A 19,232-nucleotide genomic window follows, 5' to 3' on the forward strand; every position below is an offset into this window, starting at 1 on the left:
TTCTGGCTTCGTGTCCGACAGCGCAGACATCAACCCCTTGGTTCGCCGGAACTACCCGGCCGACTGGACCGATCTGGACACCCGCGCGGTGGACACCATCCGGGTGCTGGCCGCCGACGCGGTGCAGCACTGTGGCAGTGGCCACCCCGGCACGGCCATGTCGCTGGCGCCGACCGCCTACACGCTGTTCCAGCGGGTGATGCGGCACGACCCGAGCGATCCGGAGTGGACCGGCCGGGACCGGTTCGTGCTGTCGGCCGGGCACAGCAGCCTCACCCTCTACATCCAGCTCTTCCTGGCCGGCTACGGCCTGGAGATGGAGGACCTCAAGCAGCTGCGCAAGTGGGGCTCGCGCACCCCCGGCCACCCGGAGTACGGACACACCGCCGGGGTGGAGACCACCACCGGGCCGCTCGGCCAGGGCCTGGCCAACGCGGTCGGCATGGCGATGGCCGCCCGGCGGGAACGCGGCCTGTTCGACCCGGACGCCGCGCCCGGCGAGAGCCCGTTCGACCACTTCGTCTACGTGATCGCCTCCGACGGCGACATCGAGGAGGGCGTGACGTCCGAGGCGTCGTCGCTGGCCGGCCGCCAGGAGCTGGGCAACCTGGTGGTGATCTACGACGACAACAAGATCTCCATCGAGGACGACACGTCGATCGCGATGTCCGAGGACACCGCGGCTCGCTACGAGGCGTACGGCTGGCACGTCCAGGTCGTCGAGGGCGGCGAGGACGTGGTGGCCATCGAGGAGGCCATCAAGCAGGCGCGCGCCGAGACCGGGCGTCCGTCGCTGATCCTGCTGCGCACGGTCATCGGCTACCCCGCGCCGAAGCTGCAGAACACCGGCAAGGCGCACGGCGCGGCGCTGGGCGAGGAGGAAGTCGCCGCGGTCAAGCGGATCCTCGGCTTCGACCCCGAGCAGCACTTCGTGATCGAGGACGACGTGCTGGCGCACACCCGCAAGGCGGTGGAACGCGGCAAGCAGGCGCACGCGGAGTGGCAGCGGAAGTTCGACGCGTGGGCGGAGGCCAACCCGGAGCGCAAGCGGCTGTTCGACCGGCTGGCCGCCCGCGAGCTGCCTGCCGGCTGGACCGAGAAGCTGCCCTCCTGGGAGCCGGACGAGAAGGGCATCGCCACCCGCAAGGCCTCCGGCGCGGTGATCAACGCCATCGCCGGCGTGCTGCCCGAGCTGTGGGGCGGTTCGGCCGACCTGGCGGAGAGCAACAACACGCTGATCAAGGACGCCGACTCGTTCGGCCCGGAGAAGGCCAGCACCGGGATGTTCAAGGCCACCCCGTACGGCCGCAACCTGCACTTCGGGGTGCGCGAGCACGCCATGGGCGCGATCCTCAACGGCATCGCGCTGCACGGCGGCACCCGGCCGTACGGCGGCACGTTCCTGATCTTCTCCGACTACATGCGCCCGGCGGTGCGGCTGGCCGCGCTGATGAAGCAGCCGGTGATCTACGTCTGGACGCACGACTCCATCGGACTCGGCGAGGACGGCCCGACCCACCAGCCGATCGAGCACCTCGCCGCGCTGCGGGCCATTCCCGGCCTGAACGTGGCGCGCCCGGCCGACGCCAACGAGACGGCGGCGGTGTGGCGGCGCGCGCTGGAGATCACCGACGCACCCACCGGAATAGCGCTGACCCGGCAGAACGTTCCGGTACTTGCCAACACCTCGGCCGAAGGCGTGGCCAAGGGAGGTTACGTGCTCGGTGATTACGGCAACCCGGAGGACGAGCACGTCGTGCTCATCGCGACCGGATCGGAGGTACAGCTGGCGGTCAAGGCGGCCGAGCAGCTGGCCGGCGAGGGCATCGCGGCCCGTGTGGTGTCGATGCCCTGCGTGGAGTGGTTCGACGCGCAGGACCAGTCCTACCGCGACTCGGTCATCCCGCCGAACGTGCGGGCCAGGGTGGCCGTGGAGGCGGGTGTCGCGCAGCCGTGGCACCGGTTCGTCGGCGACGCGGGCGAGGTGGTCGGCATCGAGCACTTCGGCGCATCGGCCGACTGGCAGACGCTGTTCCGCGAGTTCGGCATCACCGTCGAGGCGGTGGTGAACGCCGCCAAGAGGTCGCTCGAGAAGGTCAAGCAGCGCAACGGATGAGAAGGGTCACCGACACCATGACTTCACCCACCCGCCTCGCCGGGTTGTCCGCCGCCGGGGTCTCGGTCTGGCTGGACGACCTGTCTCGCGAGCACATCAGGTCCGGCAAGCTGGCCCGGCTCATCGCCGAGTACCACGTCGTCGGCGTCACCACGAATCCGACCATCTTCGCCAACGCGCTCGCCAACGGGCAGGCCTACGACGAGCAGGTGCGCGAACTGGCCAAGCGCGGCGCCGACCTGGAGCAGGCGGTGCGTGAGCTCACCACCACCGACGTGCGCGACGCGTGCGACGTGTTCCTGGAGACGTTCCAGTCCACCGGCGGTGTCGACGGCCGGGTGTCCATCGAGGTGGACCCGCGTATGGCACGGGACGCCGAGAAGACCGTGGTGGAGGCGCTGGACCTGGCCAAGACCATCGACCGGCCCAACCTGCTGGTGAAGATCCCGGCCACCGAGGAGGGGCTGCCTGCCATCACCCGGGTGCTGTCCGAAGGGGTCAGCGTCAACGTCACGCTGATCTTCTCCATCGAGCGGTACCGCCAGGTGATGGAGGCCTTCTTCGCCGGGATGGAGCAGGCCAAGGCCAACGGACACGACCTGAGCCGGATCCACTCGGTCGCGTCGTTCTTCGTGTCCCGGGTGGACACCGAGATCGACAAGCGGCTGCAGGAGATCGGCACCGACGAGGCGAAGGCGCTGCTCGGCAAGGCGGCGGTGGCCAACGCCCGGCGGGCATGGGCGGCCTACCAGGAGGTCTTCGCCGGCCAGCGGTGGCAGGCGCTGAAGGACGCGGGGGCCAACCCGCAGCGCCCGCTGTGGGCGTCGACCGGCACCAAGAACCCGGAGTACTCCGACACGCTCTACGTCGACGAGTTGATCTACCCGGGAACGGTCAGCACGATGCCGGAGAAGACGCTGCTCGCCGCGGCCGATCATGCCAAGCTGGAGGCCTCCGACGACAGCGATCCGGACGAGGTCTTCCAGCGGCTGGCCGACCTCGGCGTCGACCTGGACGACGTCTTCCGGGTGTTGGAGGACGAAGGCGTGAGCAAGTTCGACAAGTCGTGGTCCGAGCTGCTGGAGACGGTCAACGGTCAGCTCGTGGCCGCCAGCGAGGGGTGAGTGTGACCGACAGCGTGACGATCGCCGCGGAGCTCGCGGCGGCTGCCGAAGGCCATGTTCAGCGGCTCGTCGAGCAGCGGGCCGCGTCCCGGATCAGCGAGCAGGATCCCACGCTGTGGGGACCGGCGGCCGAGGCCGAGGCCGCGATCCGGCTGGGATGGACGAAGCTGCACGCCACGTCGCGCGATCTGATCGGCGACGTGGCGACGTTGCGATCCGAGCTGGCAGGCGAAGGCATCGAGCGGGTGGTGCTGGCAGGCATGGGCGGCTCGTCGCTGGCCCCGGAGGTGATCAGCCGCACCGAAGGGGTCCCGCTGACCATCCTGGACACCACCGACCCCGGCCAGGTGGCCGACGCGCTGGCCGGCGACCTGAACCGCACCGTGCTGGTGGTGTCGTCGAAGTCCGGCACCACGGTGGAGACCGACAGCCAGCGCCGGATCTTCGCCCAGGCGTTCGCCGAGCAGAACCCGGGCGTCGACCCGGGGCGCCGGATGATCGTGGTGACCGACCCCGGGTCCCCGCTGGCCGAGCTGGCCGACAAGGAGGGCTACCGCAGGCTGTTCCTGGCCGACCCGAACGTCGGCGGCCGGTATTCGGCGTTGTCGGCGTTCGGCCTGGTGCCCGCCGGGCTGGCCGGTGCGGACATCGCCCGCCTGCTGGACCAGGCGGCGGTGATCCGGGAGAAGCTGGCCGCGGACGATCCGCAGAACCCGGCGATCCGGCTGGCCGCCGCGCTGGCGGCGGCGCACGACAACGGCGCGGAGAAGCTGGTCATCGCCGATCACGACTCCGGCATTCCCGGCCTGGGTGACTGGATCGAGCAGCTGATCGCCGAGTCCACCGGCAAGGACCGCACCGGTGTGCTGCCGGTGATCGTCGAATCGGTGGACGCGCCCGGTTTCGCCGACGCGGGTGCGGACGCCACCACCGTCGCCATCGGCGAGCCCGTCGACGGTGCGGCGGTGTCGGTGCGGCTGCAGCTGGGCGAGCAGTTCCTGTTCTGGGAGTACGTCACGGCACTGCTGGGCAGCCTGCTGAGCATCAACCCGTTCGACCAGCCGGACGTCGAGGCGGCCAAGAAGGCGGCCCGCGGTCTGCTCGACTCCCCCGGTGCCGAGCAGCCGGAGCCTGCGCTGACCGCAGGCGCGGTGCAGGTGTTCCCCGGGCCGGGGGTCAGCGCAGGTGGCGACCTCACCGAGACGATACGGAAGTTCGCCGAGCAGATTCCCGAGGGCGGTTACCTGGCCGTGCAGGCGTACCTGAATCGCGAGGACGATGCGTCCGCTTCGCTGCTGCGCACCGAGCTGGCCAAGCGCACCGGGCGGCAGGTGACTTTCGGCTGGGGGCCGCGGTTCCTGCACAGCACCGGCCAGTACCACAAGGGCGGCCATCCGAACGGCGCCTTCCTGCAGATCACCGGCGACTCGCCGGACGACCTGGAGGTGCCCGGCCGGCCGTACACGCTGGGCGAGCTGCAGCTGGCGCAGGCCCTCGGTGACGGCCAGGTGCTGAGCGACCTCCAGCGGCCGGTGCTGCGGCTGCACCTGGCCGACCGGGCGGCAGGCCTGGCCGACGTGGTCCGGGCGATCCAGGGACTGTGATGCCCGCCAACTGGGTCAATCCGCTGCGTGACGAGCGCGACAAGCGGCTGCCGCGCATCGCGGGGCCGTGCGGCCTGGTGATCTTCGGGGTGACTGGTGACCTGTCGCGCAAGAAGCTCATGCCCGCGGTGTACGACCTGGCCAACCGCGGATTGCTGCCGCCGGGTTTCTCGCTGGTCGGCTTCGCCCGCCGGGACTGGGCCGACCAGGATTTCGGTCAGCTGGTGCACGATTCGGTGCGCGAGCACGCCCGCACGCCGTTCCGCGAGCACGTGTGGGCCCGGCTGGCCGAAGGCATCCGGTTCGTCCAGGGCTCGTTCGACGACGACGAAGCGTTCCGGCAGCTGGCCAAGACGGTGGCCGAGCTGGACGAGCAGCGCGGCACCGGCGGCAACCACGCGTTCTACCTGTCCATCCCGCCCGGCGCGTTCCCCACGGTCACCCGGCAGCTGGCCGAGCACGGCCTGGCCGGTGGCGGGCAGCCGCCCGGGGTGTGGCGGCGGGTGGTGATCGAGAAGCCGTTCGGCCACGACCTGCAGTCGGCGATCGAGCTGAACCAGGTGGTCAACTCGGTGTTCGACGAGGAGTCGGTGTTCCGCATCGACCACTACCTGGGCAAGGAGACGGTGCAGAACATCCTGGCGCTGCGGTTCGCCAACCAGCTGTTCGAGCCGATCTGGAACGCCAACTACGTCGACCACGTGCAGATCACCATGGCCGAGGACATCGGCCTGGCCGGCCGCGCCGGGTACTACGACGGCATCGGCGCCGCGCGGGACGTGATCCAGAACCACCTGCTGCAGCTGCTGGCGTTCACCGCGATGGAGGAGCCGCTGTCGTTCGAGCCGTCTCAGCTGCGCGCCGAGAAGGTCAAGGTGCTGCGGGCCACCAAGGCGGTCGAGCCGTTCGACGAGACCACCGCGCGCGGCCAGTACACCGGCGGCTGGCAGGGCGGCGTGAAAGTGCGCGGCCTGCTCGAGGAGGAAGGGTTCGCCAAGGATTCGACCACCGAGACCTACGCGGCGGTGACGCTGGCCGTGCAGAACCGCCGCTGGGCCGGGGTGCCGTTCTACCTGCGCACCGGCAAGCGGCTGGGCCGCCGGGTGACGGAGATCGCGGTGGTGTTCAAACGCGCGCCGCACCTGCCGTTCGACCACACCGCCACCGAGGAGCTGGGCCAGAACGCGCTGGTCGTCCGCATCCAGCCGGACGAGGGGGTCACGCTGCGGTTCGGGTCCAAGGTGCCCGGCTCGACCATGGAAGTCCGGGACGTGACGATGGACTTCGGCTACGGGCACGCGTTCACCGAGTCCTCGCCGGAGGCCTACGAGCGGCTGATCCTGGACGTGCTGCTGGGTGAACCGTCGCTGTTCCCCGGCAACGAGGAAGTCGAGCTGTCCTGGCAGATCCTGGACCCGGTGCTCAAGCACTGGGAACGCTCCGGCACCCGGCCGGAACCGTACCCGCCGGGCAGCTGGGGCCCGCCGAGCGCCGACGCGCTGCTGGCCAGGACCGGACGACACTGGAGGCGGCCGTGATCGTCGACTTGCCGTCCACCACGGCGTCCCAGATCAACGCCAAGCTGGTCGACCTGCGGCTGCGTGGTGGCGCGGTGGCGCTGGGCCGGGTGCTGACCCTGGTCATCGTCACGGACGACTCCACCGAGCTGGAGGACGCCATCGAGGCGGCCAACGACGCCTCGCGCATGCACCCGGCGCGGATCATCGTGGCGGCCCGCGGATCCCGGTCCGCGGCACCGCGGATCGACGCGCAGATCCGGGTCGGCGGCGACGCCGGCGCCGGTGAGGTGATCGTGCTGCGGTTGTACGGGGCGCTGGCCAGGGAAGCCGAGACGGCGGTGATGCCGCTGCTGCTGCCGGACGCTCCGATCGTCACGTGGTGGCCGGGTGCGGGCCCGCGCAATCCGTCGGCGGACCCGCTCGGGGCGCTCGCGCAGCGCCGGATCACCGATTCGGCAGCGGAACGCAATCCCGTGCGCGCCCTGCGGGCACGGGCGGAGCACTACGCCGACGGCGACACCGACCTGGCATGGGCACGGCTGACGCTGTGGCGGGCGCAGCTGGTGGCCGCACTCGACCTGCCCCCGTTCGAGCCGGTGACCAGCGCGACCGTGACTGGGCAGTCCGACTCGCCGTCGACCGAGCTGCTGGCCGGCTGGCTGCTCGACTACCTGCAGGTGCCGGTGCGCCGGATGAAGGCCGAGGAAGGCCAGCAGGGCATCGTGGGCGTGCGGTTGGAGCGCGCCTCCGGGCCGATCGAGCTGTACCGGCCGGACGGGCGGATCGGCACCCTGTCGCAGCCCGGCCAGCCGACCCGTCGCATCGCTCTGCAGCGGCGCAGCGTGTCGGACGTGTTGACCGAGGAACTGCACCGGCTGGATCCGGACGAGATCTACGCCAGGGCGCTGGCCGGTGTGCGGCAGTTGAAGGCCAGGAGGAAGGCAGGGGTGGCGTGACCCGGCACATCGTGGTGCATCGCAACGCCGAGTCGCTGGCTGCGGCCACCGCCGCGCGGCTGGTGACGAAGCTGGTCGACGTGCAAGCGGCGAAGGGCTCGGCGTCGTTGGTGTTGACCGGCGGCGGCGTCGGGATCGCCACCTTGGAGCAGCTGCGCCGCTCCCCCGCGTGCGATGCCGTCGACTGGTCCAACGTGGACATCTACTGGGGGGACGAGCGCTTCGTCCCGGCAGGCGACCCGGAGCGCAACGAGCTGCAAGCCCGACAGGCGCTGCTGGACCACGTGCCGGTCGATCCCGATCGCGTTCATCCGATGCCGGCGTCCGACGGGCCGTACGGGGACAACCCGGAAGCTGCGGCGGCCGCCTACGCGGACTTGCTCGCCGAGCATGCCGGGCGCAGCCACCATCGTGGCGTCCCGGTGTTCGACCTGCTCCTGCTCGGCATGGGCGGGGAGGGCCACACCGCGTCGATCTTCCCCGAATCGCCCGCCGTGTATGCGGTGGACAGCACGGTGGTGGCGGTACGCAACTGCCCCAAGCCGCCGCCGACCCGGATTTCGCTGACCCTGCCTGCCATTCGCCGGGCTGCCGAGGTGTGGGTGATCACCGCGGGTGAGTCGAAGGCCGACGCGGTGGCCCTGGCCCTGTCGGGGGCGGGTGAGGTGCAGATCCCGGTGGCCGGGGTGAGCGGTCAGGTGCGCACCCGGTGGCTGATCGACGCGGCGGCGGCAAGTCGCATTCCGCGCGCAGAGTTCCCGCTGCTGGCCTGACGGCTGTCCGGCCGGCTCTTCCCCTGTCCGGTCACCCGTGACGGGCCCTGTCGTCCACCTGGGCAGGTGAAATGACCGTGCCCGCTACCCGGCCGGTGACGGGTTCCGGGCCGGCAAGCGTCCACTTGGGGTAACGCCTTCCCGGGCAGGATGACACGCGTTCGCAGGACCCGTACGCGGCAACTTCATTGGCCTTGCCGGGTATCGCCGGAAATATACCTTTGCATCTGCACACAATTTGGGAAAGTTGACCACCGCGCGTCCCCTTCGAGTGATCTCCGGCATCTCCACAAGTGAGAGCGGTGCCGCGCACCGTGTGCATTCACGACGGCCTTCGTCCGCGACGCGAGGCCTGCCGTGGTTGTGCAGTGAGATCAACTGGAGGTCGGGGACACATGAGCATCCAGAACATCTCGACACCGCCGTTGCGGTTCGGGAATGTGCGGCCGGTCAGGGTCCTCACATGGCCGGACGTGCCCGCGCTGCTGCGTCGACCGAGCACGCGGACCCTGCTGATCGACGTGGCCGTGATCGCGATCGCCGCACTGGACGTCTGGCTTGCCGTCCCCGGTGTACCCGTCGGAACCGAGTCGACGGTGCTGTCCTGGCTGGCCTGCGCCGCGTTGCTGTTCCGCCGCCGGTTCCCGTTGGCGGCCGTGCTCGGCACGGTACCCGGGTTCTTCGCCGGCTGGGCGCAGCTCGCCGCCATGATCGCCGTCGGCTATCTGGCCTACCGCGTCGGCATGTCCTGGAAGACCTGGCTGGGCGCCGGCCTGGTGTTCCTGTGCCGCTTCGTCACCTGGCCACTGCCGGAGATGGCCGACCTGCCTTGGCAGCAGTACGGGCTGGACGTGATCTACGGCGGCGTGGTGGCCGCCATGCCGGTCGCCATCGGGCTGCTGGTTGCGATGCGGCAGGACCTGCTCCGCCGGTATCGCGAGCTGGAAGAGAACCAGCTTCGTGAGCGGCACGCCTACGCTCGCGCAGTCCGCGCCGACGAGCGGGCCAAGCTGGCGCGGGAGATGCACGACGTCGTCTCCCACGAAGTCACGTTGATCGCCATGCAGGCCAACGCGATGGAATGTGCGAGCTCCCCGGACGCCATGAAGCGCGCAGCGGAGTCGATCCGCTCGCTCAGCACGCGCGCCCTCGAGGAGTTGCGTTCCCTGCTCGGCATGCTGCGGGCGGACAGTGACGAAGAGCTGCCCGCACCGGGATTGGATGCGCTCGGCAGACTGGTTCGTGACGTCGACGTTCCGGTACGCCTCACCGTCGAGCAGTTGCCGGCCGACATCCCGCCGCAGGTCTCCGCCGCTGCTTTCCGCACGGTGCAAGAGGCGTTGACCAACGTGCACAAGCATGCTCCCGGGGCCACCGCCACGATCCGAGTGCACTACGCCTACCAGGAGCTGCGGGTCGAGGTGCGCAACGACAAGCCACGCGAACGGCCCCGCTGCACGCCCAAACTGCCGTCCGGCGGCCATGGGCTGGCTGGGCTGGCCGAGCGCGCCATGCTGCTGAACGGTACGTTCCACGCCCGCTCGACAGCCGACGGTGGATTCGAGGTGCGGGCGCACTACCCGCTGAAACAGTGACGGTCATGGCGTGACCGCGAACTCCGGCTGAGGCGCGACCCATCCCTCGGCCACCATGATGTCCCGCGCCCTGGCCCGCCTCGCCGGGTCGCCCGCCGCTCGCACGAATTCTTCCGGTGTCTTGCCGAACAGCGCGCGAAGCTCGGGCGAGCGACCGAGCAGATCACGCAGCAAGGCGCGCTGATCGCCGAGCCGACGCGGCCGACCATTCTCGTCGACGAGGCAGCCCCACCGGCCGGCGTACACGTCACAGTCGACCGTCCCGCCCACCAGCGGAACCTGGACCGGCATCGGCAAGGGCACACGCCGGTAGTTGGGCTCGGTCCGGTCCACGGCAGCCAGCTGATCGCTGTCCAACCACACCACGACAAGGCGGTGCCGTTCCCCGGGAGCACTGATCGGCGCCGCAGGGACATAGCGTTGCGGACTGACGTGGGCCGACACGCCGACCGCCAGACCCTCGACCTCAGCGGCCGTCATGGGCACGACGGCCAGCGAACCCAGCTTCGCAGCGAGGCGTTCCGGCGACGCGTTCGCCCCCACGGCGAGCACCGGATGGCGCGCTTCGAGTGGCACGGCGTCCAGCGCGGCCAGGTCCTCTGCCAGCTGCCGACGATCGGCGACCCGTTCGAACCGGCCGTGCACGAGACAACCGGAACCGGCCGCGGGCCTGCCCGGGTAGCCGAGCGGGTCCACGGCCGGATCCGGCGTGGTCACTTCCCTTCGCGACGCTTGCGCAACCGCTCCAGGGCTTCGGCGAGGATAGCGGCGCCCTCTTCGTCGGTGCGGCGTTCCTTCACGTACGCGAAATGCGTCTTGTACGGCTCGGGCCGTTTCGGCTTCGGGGGGTTCTCCGGGTCACGCCCGGCAGGCAGCCCGCAGCTCGGGCACTCCCACTCGTCGGGAATTTCCGCGCCGACGGCGAAGTACGGCCGCGATTCGTGCTTGTTCAGACACCAGTACGAGACCGGCACGCGCGGAACCGGCTCGCCACGCTCGGACTCAGTGCTTGGGCCGCCACCACCGATTCTGGTTCCCCGAATAGCGCTACCGCCACTCACCATAGGTGTTCACACCCCTACCTTCGCGCTGACTGATCGCGCTGACATGCCGCGAGCGTGGAACGCCGACGGTCACACCTTGAGCAGCAGGCCGAGCCCCACCACGCAGATCATCCAGATCGCTCCGATGAACAGCGTGATGCGGTCCAGGTTCTTCTCCGCCACGCTGGACCCGGCAAGGCTCGACTGGGTGCCACCACCGAACAGCGAGGACAAGCCGCCACCGCGTCCCTTGTGCAGCAGAACGGCGATGATCAGCAGAATGCTGGAGACCACCAGCAGGATTTGCAGGAAGAGCTTCATCGTGTCCTCGTTGCGGATGTCGGCTTTCGCGTCACGTGCTGGTCAAGGCTACCCGGGCCGGTTCACCGCTACGGCAGCGGCCCTCCGGCGGCGAGCGCGCACAGCTTGGTGAACTCGTCCGCGTCCAGGCTCGCCCCGCCCACCAGCGCGCCGTCGATGTCCGGCTGCTTGATCAAGTCGGCGATGTTGCTGGCCTTCACCGATCCGCCGTAGAGCACGCGGAGTCCGTCGGCCAGCTCCTGCCCGTACTTGGCGGCGATGGTGGAGCGGATCGCCGCGCACACCTCCTGCGCGTCCGACGGGGTGGCCACCCGGCCGGTGCCGATCGCCCACACCGGTTCGTAGGCGATCACCACGTTCTCGACCTGCTCGGCCTTGAGCCCCTTCAGCCCGGCCACCACCTGGGCGGTGGTGTGCTCGATGTGCTTGCCCTCCTCCCGCACCTCGAGCTTCTCCCCCACGCACAGGATCGGGCTGATGCCGTGCTTGAGCGCCGCCCGCACCTTCTTGTTGATCAGCTCGTCGGACTCCGCGTGGTACTCACGCCGCTCCGAGTGGCCGACCGTGACGAACGAGCAGCCCAGCTTGGCCAGCATCGGGCCGGACACGTCGCCGGTGTAGGCGCCGCTGTCGTGCGGGGACAAGTCCTGCGCACCGTAGGTGAGCAGCAACTTGTCCCCGTCGACCAGCGTCTGGACGCTGCGGATGCTGGTGAACGGCGGCAGCACGGCCACGTCCACCTTGGCGTAGTACTTCTCCGGCAACGTGAAAGCGATCTTCTGCACCAGGGCGATCGCCTCGAGATGGGTGCAGTTCATCTTCCAGTTGCCGGCGATCAGCGGTTTGCGGCTCACGAGCGCTCCAGAACGTCGATACCGGGCAGCGTCTTGCCCTCCAGGAACTCCAGCGACGCGCCGCCGCCGGTGGAGATGTGCGAGAAGGACTCCTCGGCCAGGCCGAGCTGGCGCACCGCAGCGGCGGAGTCGCCACCACCGACCACCGAGAACGCCTCGGACTTCCCGATCGCCTCGGCCACGCCGCGAGTGCCCGCGGCGAACGGCGCCATCTCGAACACACCCATCGGGCCGTTCCAGAACACCGTGCGCGCCTCCGCCAGCACCTGGCCGAACGCCGCCACCGTCTGCGGCCCGACGTCCAGGCCGAGCCAGGACTCCGGAATCGAGTCGGCGGCCACGGTCTGCGTGTTGGCGTCCGCGGCGAACTTGTCGGCGACCACCACGTCCTGCGGGAGGACCAGCTTGTCACCCGCGTCGGCGAGCAGCCGCTTGCAGGTGTCGATCATGTCCTCTTCCAGCAGCGAGCCGCCGACCGCGTGGCCCTGGGCGGCCAGGAACGTGAAGCACATGCCCCCGCCGACCAGCAGCTTGTCCACCCTGGGCAGCAGCGCCTCGATCACCGCGAGCTTGTCGGAGACCTTCGAGCCGCCGAGCACGACGACGTACGGCCGCTCCACCTCGCCCTCGGTGAGCTTGCGCAGCACCTCGACCTCGGACAGCACCAGACCGCCGGCGTACGCGGGCAATTCGCGCGCCACGTCGTACACCGAGGCCTGCTTGCGGTGCACGACGCCGAAGCCGTCCGAGACGAATGCGGCGCCGGCACCGACCAACGCGGCGAGCTCACGAGCGAACTCGCCGCGCTCCGCGTCGTCCTTGCTGGTCTCCCGCGGGTCGAACCGTACGTTCTCCAGCAGCGCCACCTGACCGTCGGCCAGCCCGGCCACCGTGGCCTTGGCGCTCTCGCCCACCACGTCGGCGGCCAGCCGCACGTCCTTGCCGAGCAGCTCGCCCAACCGGGCGGCCACCGGAGCCAGCGAGAACGCCGGGTCCGGCTTGCCCTTGGGGCGGCCCAGGTGCGCGGTCACCACGACGCGCGCACCGGCCTCGGCCAGCTTGGCGATGCCAGGCAGGGCGGCCCGCACCCGGCCGTCGTCGGTGATCTTGTCGCCGTCCAGCGGCACGTTCAGGTCGGCACGGACCAGCACCGTGCGGCCGGACACGCCCTCTTGCAGCAGGTCGTCCAGCGTCTTCAGCACAGTCGCCCGATCCCGTCAGCTGAGCTTGGCGCCGACCAGCTTGCACAGGTCGACGAGCCGGTTCGAGTAGCCCCACTCGTTGTCGTACCAGCCGACCACCTTGACCTGGTTGCCGATCACCTTGGTCAGCGGCGCGTCGTAGATGCACGACGCCGGGTCGGTGACGATGTCGGCGGACACGATCGGGTCCTCGTTGTAGGTCAGGATGCCCTTCAGCGGGCCCTCGGCCGCGGCCCGGAAGGCCTCGTTGACCTCGTCCACGGTGGTCTCGCGGGACAGCGTCGCGGTCAGGTCCGTGGTCGAACCGGTGGGCACCGGGACACGCAGCGCGTACCCGTCCAGCTTGCCGTTCAGCTCCGGCAGCACCAGGCCGATCGCCTTGGCCGCGCCGGTGGAGGTCGGCACGATGTTCAGCGCCGCGGCACGAGCCCTGCGCAGGTCGCGGTGCGGACCGTCCTGCAGGTTCTGGTCCTGCGTGTAGGCGTGAATCGTGGTCATCAGGCCACGTTCGATACCGAATGCGTCGTGCAGCGTCTTGGCCAGCGGCGCCAGGCAGTTCGTGGTGCAGGACGCGTTGGAGATGATGGTCTGCGACCCGTCGTAGGCCTCGTGGTTGACGCCCATCACCACGGTCAGGTCCTCACCCTTGGCGGGCGCGGAGATGATGACCTTCTTGGCGCCTCCCTTGACGTGCTTGGCCGCGTCCTCGGCCTTGGTGAAACGGCCGGTGGACTCCACCACCACGTCCACCCCGAGGTCGCCCCACGGCAGGTTCTCCGGGTCGCGCTCGGCGAACACCCGCACCTGCTTGCCGCCGACGACGATGCCGTCGTCGTCGGAGCTGATCTCGGCATCGAGCTTGCCGAGCACGCTGTCGTACTTCAGCAAGTGCGCCAACGTCGCGTTGTCAACCAGGTCGTTGACCGCCACGATCTCGATGTCGGAAGCGGACGCCTGGACGGCCCGGAAGAAGTTGCGGCCGATCCTGCCGAAGCCGTTCACACCTACGCGCACCGTCACGAGTGATATCTCCTCTGAATCGAATCGGCTCTGCCCCTCCACCATAGCGGGTCACCCGGTCAGCTCACGTGCCAGTGGGGTGGGAAACTTCGGCACGGCCCGCACGTCACCGAGGCACTCGCCCAACCGGGCAACTTCGGCGTCCACCCGGGCCATGACGTCTGCTCCGACGTCGGTCAGCAGCAGGTAGACGATCTCGCCACCGGGCCGCTGTCCCCACACGCCGACGATGCGCCCGTCCGCCCACACCGTCGGGCAGACGTTGCCGCTGCCGTCGAACACCGCCTTGCGGTGCTCACCCACGTAGAAGGAGCGTTCCGCCCAGCCCATCGCGGTGGGATCGAGCTCGGGCAGCAGTGCGACCCACGGCTCGGGCTCCGGCACCGGGGCCAGATCGTCCGGCAGGGCGATGCCGGGACCGCAGTCCAGCTCGACCTCGACCGGGCCGACGGCGGCAAGCGCCTTGCGGGTCTGCGCCATGGTCCAGCCGGTCCACCACTTCAGGTCCGCAACCTGCGCGGGCCCGAACGCACCCAGCCAGCGCCGGGCCAGCTCGGCCCTGGCCGCGTCCGGGTCCGGCTTCTCCTGGTCGCCCAGCCAGCTGTCCATCGGCTCCCAGACGTATTGCGAGGACAACCAGCTGCCCCGGGGACGGCCGCGCACGATGCGCCCCTCGGCGGCCAACAACGCGACCACACTTCCCGCGACATTGACCAACGACTCGTACTTCTTGCCCGGTGACAACAGCAGCTTCTGCCGCAGCGAGGGAACGTCGCCGGCGAGCTGTTGCGTGGTCGCCGACCCGCGGGCCCGCAGTGCCCGCTCGGTCTCGTCCATCACCGTCGCCAGCCATGTTTCGGCGTCGGGCACGGGCTCCGGATGACCGTTCCGCGTCAGCTGCTGCACCAGCCTGCGGCGCTCCCGGGCGGCGACGTCGTCGGTGCACGCCGCTTGCACCACCGGCGCCAGCTCCCTGGGGACGACGAACACGGTCCGCCGCATGCCGAGCACGCGCACCAGCGACCGGTCGTCGTACAGGGCTTGCTCGACCGCAGCTGTGGACGGCTTGCGCATGCGGACGAGAGCCGACAGGAACACCGAGGACGGGTTGGTGGCATGCAGCGCCACCAACCCATCGGCCACCTGGGTGATGTCGTCCGCCCTGTCCTGGGCGGCCAGCATGTGCCGCCGGGCAAGGCGCGCGCGGCGCTGCGCCTCGTCGATCCGCATGCGTCGTTTCTAACAAGGACAGCCGACAGAACCGGGCAGCTTCGACGCGCGTGCGGTTCCGCTCCGGTCTGGATTTCGTCGTGCATCCAGTGGACGCAGCTTCGGTGCGCGTGCGGTTCCGCTCCGACCTGGGCGGACGTTCGCGGCGCCTGGCGAAATTCACTGGGCACCCCGCTGTCTGCCGCATACGCTGCGGTCATGGTGAGCTGGGAACAAGTCGTGGCGTTCTCCGCGCTGGCCTTCGTCCTGGTGGCCACACCGGGCCCCAGCGTGATGTTCGTGGTGAGCCGTGCGCTGACCACCGGGCGCAGGCAGGCGCTGATGACCGTGGCAGGCAATGCCGCCGGCGTGTACCTGCAGGTCGTGGGTGTGGCGTTCGGGCTCGGGGCGCTGGTGGAACGCTCCGTGGTCGCCTTCACCGTGCTCAAGGTGGCCGGCGCCGCCTACCTGGTGTACCTGGGGGTGCAGGCGATCCGGAACCGCCGCGCGCTCGTCGCGGCGGCCGCGGAGCCGCCCGCGCTGACTCCCCGGCGAGCCCTGGCGGCCTTGCGCGACGGTGTCGTCTTCGGGTTCTGCAACCCGAAGTCCATCGTGTTCTTCGCTGCGGTCATGCCCCAGTTCGTCGACCACACCGCGGGCAACGTGACGCAGCAGGTGCTGCTGCTCGGGTTGGCCGTGCCCGCGATCGCCCTGGTGCTGGACAGCACGTGGGCGCTGGCCGCGGGTACCGCCCGGCAGTGGCTGGCCCGCTCCCCGCGCCGGCTGGCCACGGTCAGCGGCTCCGGCGGCGCGGTCATGATCGGCCTGGGCACCGGGCTGCTGATGACCTCGCGCAGCTGATCCGCGCCGAGCGGGGCGGCGCCGCCCCGCTCGTGTGTCCGCGCGCTGAGATGCCGGGCCAGGTGGAGCCCGCTGCGCACGTGCGCGCTCCACCCGGTGGCGCCTGTCCACACGGTGGCGCCTACGAGTGCTCCTCGAGCATTTCCTCGGTCACCGCCGACTCGGTGTTCGGGATGCCGAGCTCGGCGGCGCGCTTGTCGGCCATCGCCAGCAGGCGGCGGATGCGGCCCGCCACGGCATCCTTGGTCATCGGTGGATCGGCCAGCTGGCCCAGCTCCTCCAGCGAGGCCTGGCGATGCTTCAGCCGCAGCTTCCCGGCGGCCATCAGGTGCTCGGGTGCGGAATCCCCCAGGATCTCGATCGCCCGCTGCACGCGCGCGGCCGCGGCCACCGCCGCCCGCGCGGACCGGCGCATGTTCGCGTCGTCGAAGTTGGCCAGCCGGTTCGCCGTGGCCCGCACTTCCCGCCGCATGCGGTGCTCTTCCCACTGCAGGACGCTGCTGTGCGCGCCCAGCCTGGTCAGCAGCGCTCCGATCGCGTCGCCGTCCCGGACCACGACCCGGTCCGCCCCGCGCACCTCGCGGGACTTCGCCTGGATTCCCATGCGCCGCGCCGCCCCGACCAGCGCCAGCGCCGCTTCCGGGCCCGGGCAGGTGATCTCCAGCGACGACGACCGGCCGGGTTCGGTGAGCGAGCCGTGCGCGAGGAAGGCGCCCCGCCACGCCGCTTCGGCGTCGGCGATGCCGCCGGACACCACCGACGCGGGCAAGCCGCGCACCGGACGGCCGCGGTGGTCGATCAGCCCGGTCTGCCTGGCCAGGCTCTCTCCGTCCTTGACCACCCGTACCACGTACTTGGTCCCCCGCCGCAGGCCGCTGGAGGTGATCACGTGCACGTCGGACTGGTGCCCGTACAGCTCGTGAATCTCCTTGCGCAGCCGCCGCGCCACCGACCCGGTGTCCAGCTCCGCCTCGATGATCACCCGGCCGCCGACGATGTGCAGGCCGCCCGCGAACCGCAACATCGCGGCCACCTCGGACTTGCGCGGCCCGATCTTGGTGATCTGCAGCCTGCTCAGTTCGTCCTTCACCGCTGCGGTCATCGCCACCGCTGATCACCCCCGCCCCACGGCCCTGGCGGCCCCGCCGCCTCGTCCTTCATCAGTCCTACTCCCTCTCCATCCCCAGAGCGTTACGCACCACGGCCGCCAGCGCATTTGGATCATGCCTGCGGCCGTTGCCGTCGGCCACGTCGGCCAGCACCGCGCGGGCACCGAGCCGCTCCGCAGCCGCCCGGAGCCTGCTCGGCGCGGGCACCGACTTCCGGTCGGCGATCACCGCTTCGGCTTTCAGTTCCGGCGCATGCTGTCCCAGTACGTGCAGGTGCTGCTCCGGCGAGAAACCCGCCGTCTCGCCCGGCTGGGGAACCAGGTTGAGCACGATCACCTTACGCGCTGTGGTGCGGATCAGCGCCTCGTGCAGGTCCGGGACCAGCAGGTGCACCAGCACGCTGGTGAACCACGATCCGGGGCCGAGCAGCACCACGTCCGCGTCCAGCACCGCCTGCACCGCCGCCTGGCAGGCCCGCGGCGGCTTCCCGTCCGCGTTGTGCAACCGGATCTGCCGCACCCGGCCCGGCGTGGCGGCGACCGCGACCTGGCCGCGGATGACACTCACCGCGTCCGGGTCACCCGACTCGTCCAGGCCGGTGACGTCGGCTTCGATATACAGCGGTTCCGGCGACATCGGCAGCACCCGGCCGCTCAGCCCGAGCAGCTTGCACGCCTCGTCCAGCGCCACCACCGGGTCGCCGACCTCCTCGAACAACCCGGCCAGCAGCAGGTTGCCGACCGCGTGCCCGGCGAGCGCGCCGGTACCGCCGAACCGGCGCTGGAACACCCGTGACCACAGGTTGTCGCCGGTGGGCCCCACGTCCGCGGTCGCCAGCGCCGACAGCGCCTGGCGGAGATCCCCCGGCGGGAGCACGCCCAGCTCGTTCCGCAGCCGCCCGGACGACCCGCCGTCGTCGGCGACCGTCACCACCGCCGTCACGTGCGGGGTCAGCAGGCGCAGGGCTCGCAGCGTCGCGTGCAGACCGTGGCCGCCACCCAACGCCACCGCGCGGAGCGCACCACGGTCATTCCCGCCCAAGGTCGCGATGCACCACCTTCACGATCGCGTTGTCGTCCTCGGCGGACAGCCTGCGGGCCAGCTCCTCGGCCATCGCCACGCTGCGGTGCTTGCCGCCGGTGCAGCCCACCGCCAGGGTCAGGTAGCGCTTGCCCTCCCGCCGGTAGCCCGCACCGATCAGCCGCAGCAGCTCCTGGTAGCGATCGAGGAAATCCTCCGCGCCCTCCTGCGACAGCACGTAGTTGCGCACCTCGGGATCCTTGCCGGTGAAGTCGCGCAGCTCCGGGATCCAGAACGGGTTGGGCAGGAAACGCACGTCCATCACCAGGTCGGCGTCCATCGGCAGCCCGTACTTGTAGCCGAAGGACAGCACGGTGATGCGGGTACGCAAGGACGCGTCGGTGCCGAACGCGTCCTCGATCTTGGCACGCAGGTCGTGCACCGACAGCGTCGACGTCTCGATCACCAGGTCGGCCTCGTTGCGCAGCGGGGCCAGCAACGCACGTTCCGCGGCGATCCCGTCGACCAGCCGGCCGTCCCCCTGCAGCGGGTGACCGCGCCGCACCTGGTCGAACCGGCGGATGAGCACCTCGTCGGTGGCTTCCAGGAACAGCACGCGCGGCTTGTAGCCCTGCGCGTCCAGTTCCTTGATCACCGACGCGAGGTCGTCGGTGAACGCGCGCGACCGGACGTCCATGACCACCGCGATCTTGGTGACCGCTCCGCGGGCCTGGGCGCCCAGCTCGACCATCGTGGCGATCAATTCCGGCGGGAGGTTGTCGACCACGAACCAGCCGAGGTCCTCCAGGCACTTGGCTGCCGTGCTCCGACCCGCACCGGACAGGCCGGTCACCACCGCGACCTGCATGCCGGACGCGCTGCGGGCGGACCGCTCATCCTGCGGC

At 70.4% G+C, this 19,232-nt stretch carries 18 protein-coding genes; 8 read left to right on the plus strand and 10 right to left on the minus strand.

Annotation, left to right across the window (positions count from 1 at the left end):
* Window positions 1–10 precede the first annotated feature (10 nt).
* The 7 genes from tkt (at window position 11) to CXP56_RS17745 (ending at window position 9,688) form a co-directional block, all read left to right on the plus strand.
* Window positions 11–2,116: a transketolase gene (gene tkt / locus CXP56_RS17715; protein ID WP_286902028.1), complete on the plus strand. Its 2,106-nt coding sequence runs from the start codon at window positions 11–13 to the stop codon at window positions 2,114–2,116.
* Between the two features lie 17 nt (window positions 2,117–2,133).
* A complete protein-coding gene (gene tal, locus CXP56_RS17720; protein WP_028846133.1) occupies window positions 2,134–3,240 on the plus strand; it encodes a transaldolase in 1,107 nt (368 codons plus the stop codon).
* Window positions 3,237–4,844, plus strand: a complete 1,608-nt coding sequence (locus CXP56_RS17725; protein WP_038044222.1) for a phosphoglucose isomerase-related protein — start codon at window positions 3,237–3,239, stop codon at window positions 4,842–4,844. The genes tal and CXP56_RS17725 overlap by 4 nt, the downstream gene beginning before the upstream one ends.
* Window positions 4,844–6,382 carry a glucose-6-phosphate dehydrogenase gene (gene zwf, locus CXP56_RS17730; RefSeq protein WP_028846135.1) on the plus strand — a complete coding sequence of 513 codons (1,539 nt, stop codon included), beginning with the start codon at window positions 4,844–4,846 and terminating at the stop codon, window positions 6,380–6,382. Before CXP56_RS17725 ends, zwf begins: the two co-directional genes overlap by 1 nt.
* The gene (gene opcA / locus CXP56_RS17735; protein ID WP_051309452.1) at window positions 6,379–7,320 is read left to right on the plus strand and encodes a glucose-6-phosphate dehydrogenase assembly protein OpcA; all 942 of its coding nucleotides are present in this window, start codon (window positions 6,379–6,381) and stop codon (window positions 7,318–7,320) included. The genes zwf and opcA overlap by 4 nt, the downstream gene beginning before the upstream one ends.
* A complete protein-coding gene (pgl, locus tag CXP56_RS17740) occupies window positions 7,317–8,093 on the plus strand; it encodes a 6-phosphogluconolactonase (RefSeq protein WP_038044223.1) in 777 nt (258 codons plus the stop codon). The genes opcA and pgl overlap by 4 nt, the downstream gene beginning before the upstream one ends.
* 395 nt (window positions 8,094–8,488) lie before the next feature.
* Window positions 8,489–9,688 (plus strand): sensor histidine kinase, encoded by a 1,200-nt coding sequence (locus tag CXP56_RS17745; RefSeq protein WP_084608763.1) that lies wholly within the window; start codon window positions 8,489–8,491, stop codon window positions 9,686–9,688.
* Between the two features lie 3 nt (window positions 9,689–9,691).
* On the opposite strand, the gene CXP56_RS17750 is transcribed toward CXP56_RS17745, so the two are convergent.
* The 7 genes from CXP56_RS17750 to CXP56_RS17780 form a co-directional block, all read right to left on the minus strand.
* Window positions 9,692–10,405, minus strand: a complete 714-nt coding sequence (locus tag CXP56_RS17750) for a hypothetical protein (protein WP_286902031.1) — start codon at window positions 10,403–10,405, stop codon at window positions 9,692–9,694.
* Window positions 10,402–10,749: an RNA polymerase-binding protein RbpA gene (locus CXP56_RS17755; RefSeq protein WP_028846138.1), complete on the minus strand. Its 348-nt coding sequence runs from the start codon at window positions 10,747–10,749 to the stop codon at window positions 10,402–10,404. The genes CXP56_RS17750 and CXP56_RS17755 overlap by 4 nt, the downstream gene beginning before the upstream one ends.
* Window positions 10,750–10,821: 72 nt before the next feature.
* The gene (gene secG / locus CXP56_RS17760) at window positions 10,822–11,052 is read right to left on the minus strand and encodes a preprotein translocase subunit SecG (protein ID WP_028846139.1); all 231 of its coding nucleotides are present in this window, start codon (window positions 11,050–11,052) and stop codon (window positions 10,822–10,824) included.
* A gap of 68 nt (window positions 11,053–11,120) precedes the next feature.
* Window positions 11,121–11,906, minus strand: a complete 786-nt coding sequence (gene tpiA / locus CXP56_RS17765; protein ID WP_028846140.1) for a triose-phosphate isomerase — start codon at window positions 11,904–11,906, stop codon at window positions 11,121–11,123.
* On the minus strand, window positions 11,903–13,105 hold the full coding sequence (locus CXP56_RS17770) for a phosphoglycerate kinase (RefSeq protein WP_028846141.1): 1,203 nt from the start codon (window positions 13,103–13,105) through the stop codon (window positions 11,903–11,905). Before CXP56_RS17770 ends, tpiA begins: the two co-directional genes overlap by 4 nt.
* A gap of 18 nt (window positions 13,106–13,123) precedes the next feature.
* On the minus strand, window positions 13,124–14,128 hold the full coding sequence (gene gap, locus CXP56_RS17775; RefSeq protein ID WP_028846142.1) for a type I glyceraldehyde-3-phosphate dehydrogenase: 1,005 nt from the start codon (window positions 14,126–14,128) through the stop codon (window positions 13,124–13,126).
* A gap of 51 nt (window positions 14,129–14,179) precedes the next feature.
* Window positions 14,180–15,358 (minus strand): winged helix DNA-binding domain-containing protein, encoded by a 1,179-nt coding sequence (locus tag CXP56_RS17780; protein WP_286902036.1) that lies wholly within the window; start codon window positions 15,356–15,358, stop codon window positions 14,180–14,182.
* 198 nt (window positions 15,359–15,556) lie between these two features.
* On the opposite strand from CXP56_RS17780, the gene CXP56_RS17785 reads away from it, so the two are divergent.
* On the plus strand, window positions 15,557–16,198 hold the full coding sequence (locus tag CXP56_RS17785; RefSeq protein WP_028846144.1) for a LysE family translocator: 642 nt from the start codon (window positions 15,557–15,559) through the stop codon (window positions 16,196–16,198).
* Window positions 16,199–16,319: 121 nt separating this feature from the next.
* Here the strand turns inward: CXP56_RS17785 and whiA are convergent, their stop codons facing one another.
* The 3 genes from whiA to rapZ are packed head-to-tail and all read right to left on the minus strand — an operon-like array spanning window position 16,320 to window position 19,195.
* On the minus strand, window positions 16,320–17,306 hold the full coding sequence (gene whiA / locus CXP56_RS17790; RefSeq protein ID WP_028846145.1) for a DNA-binding protein WhiA: 987 nt from the start codon (window positions 17,304–17,306) through the stop codon (window positions 16,320–16,322).
* 58 nt (window positions 17,307–17,364) lie between these two features.
* Window positions 17,365–18,315 (minus strand): gluconeogenesis factor YvcK family protein, encoded by a 951-nt coding sequence (locus CXP56_RS17795; protein WP_028846146.1) that lies wholly within the window; start codon window positions 18,313–18,315, stop codon window positions 17,365–17,367.
* 19 nt (window positions 18,316–18,334) lie between these two features.
* Complete coding sequence (rapZ, locus tag CXP56_RS17800; protein ID WP_156899066.1) at window positions 18,335–19,195, minus strand: RNase adapter RapZ; 861 nt, start codon at window positions 19,193–19,195, stop codon at window positions 18,335–18,337.
* Window positions 19,196–19,232: the final 37 nt, after the last annotated feature.

Origin of the sequence: Thermocrispum sp., from assembly GCF_002919275.1 — a bacterium.
Lineage (GTDB): Bacteria > Actinomycetota > Actinomycetes > Mycobacteriales > Pseudonocardiaceae > Thermocrispum > Thermocrispum agreste.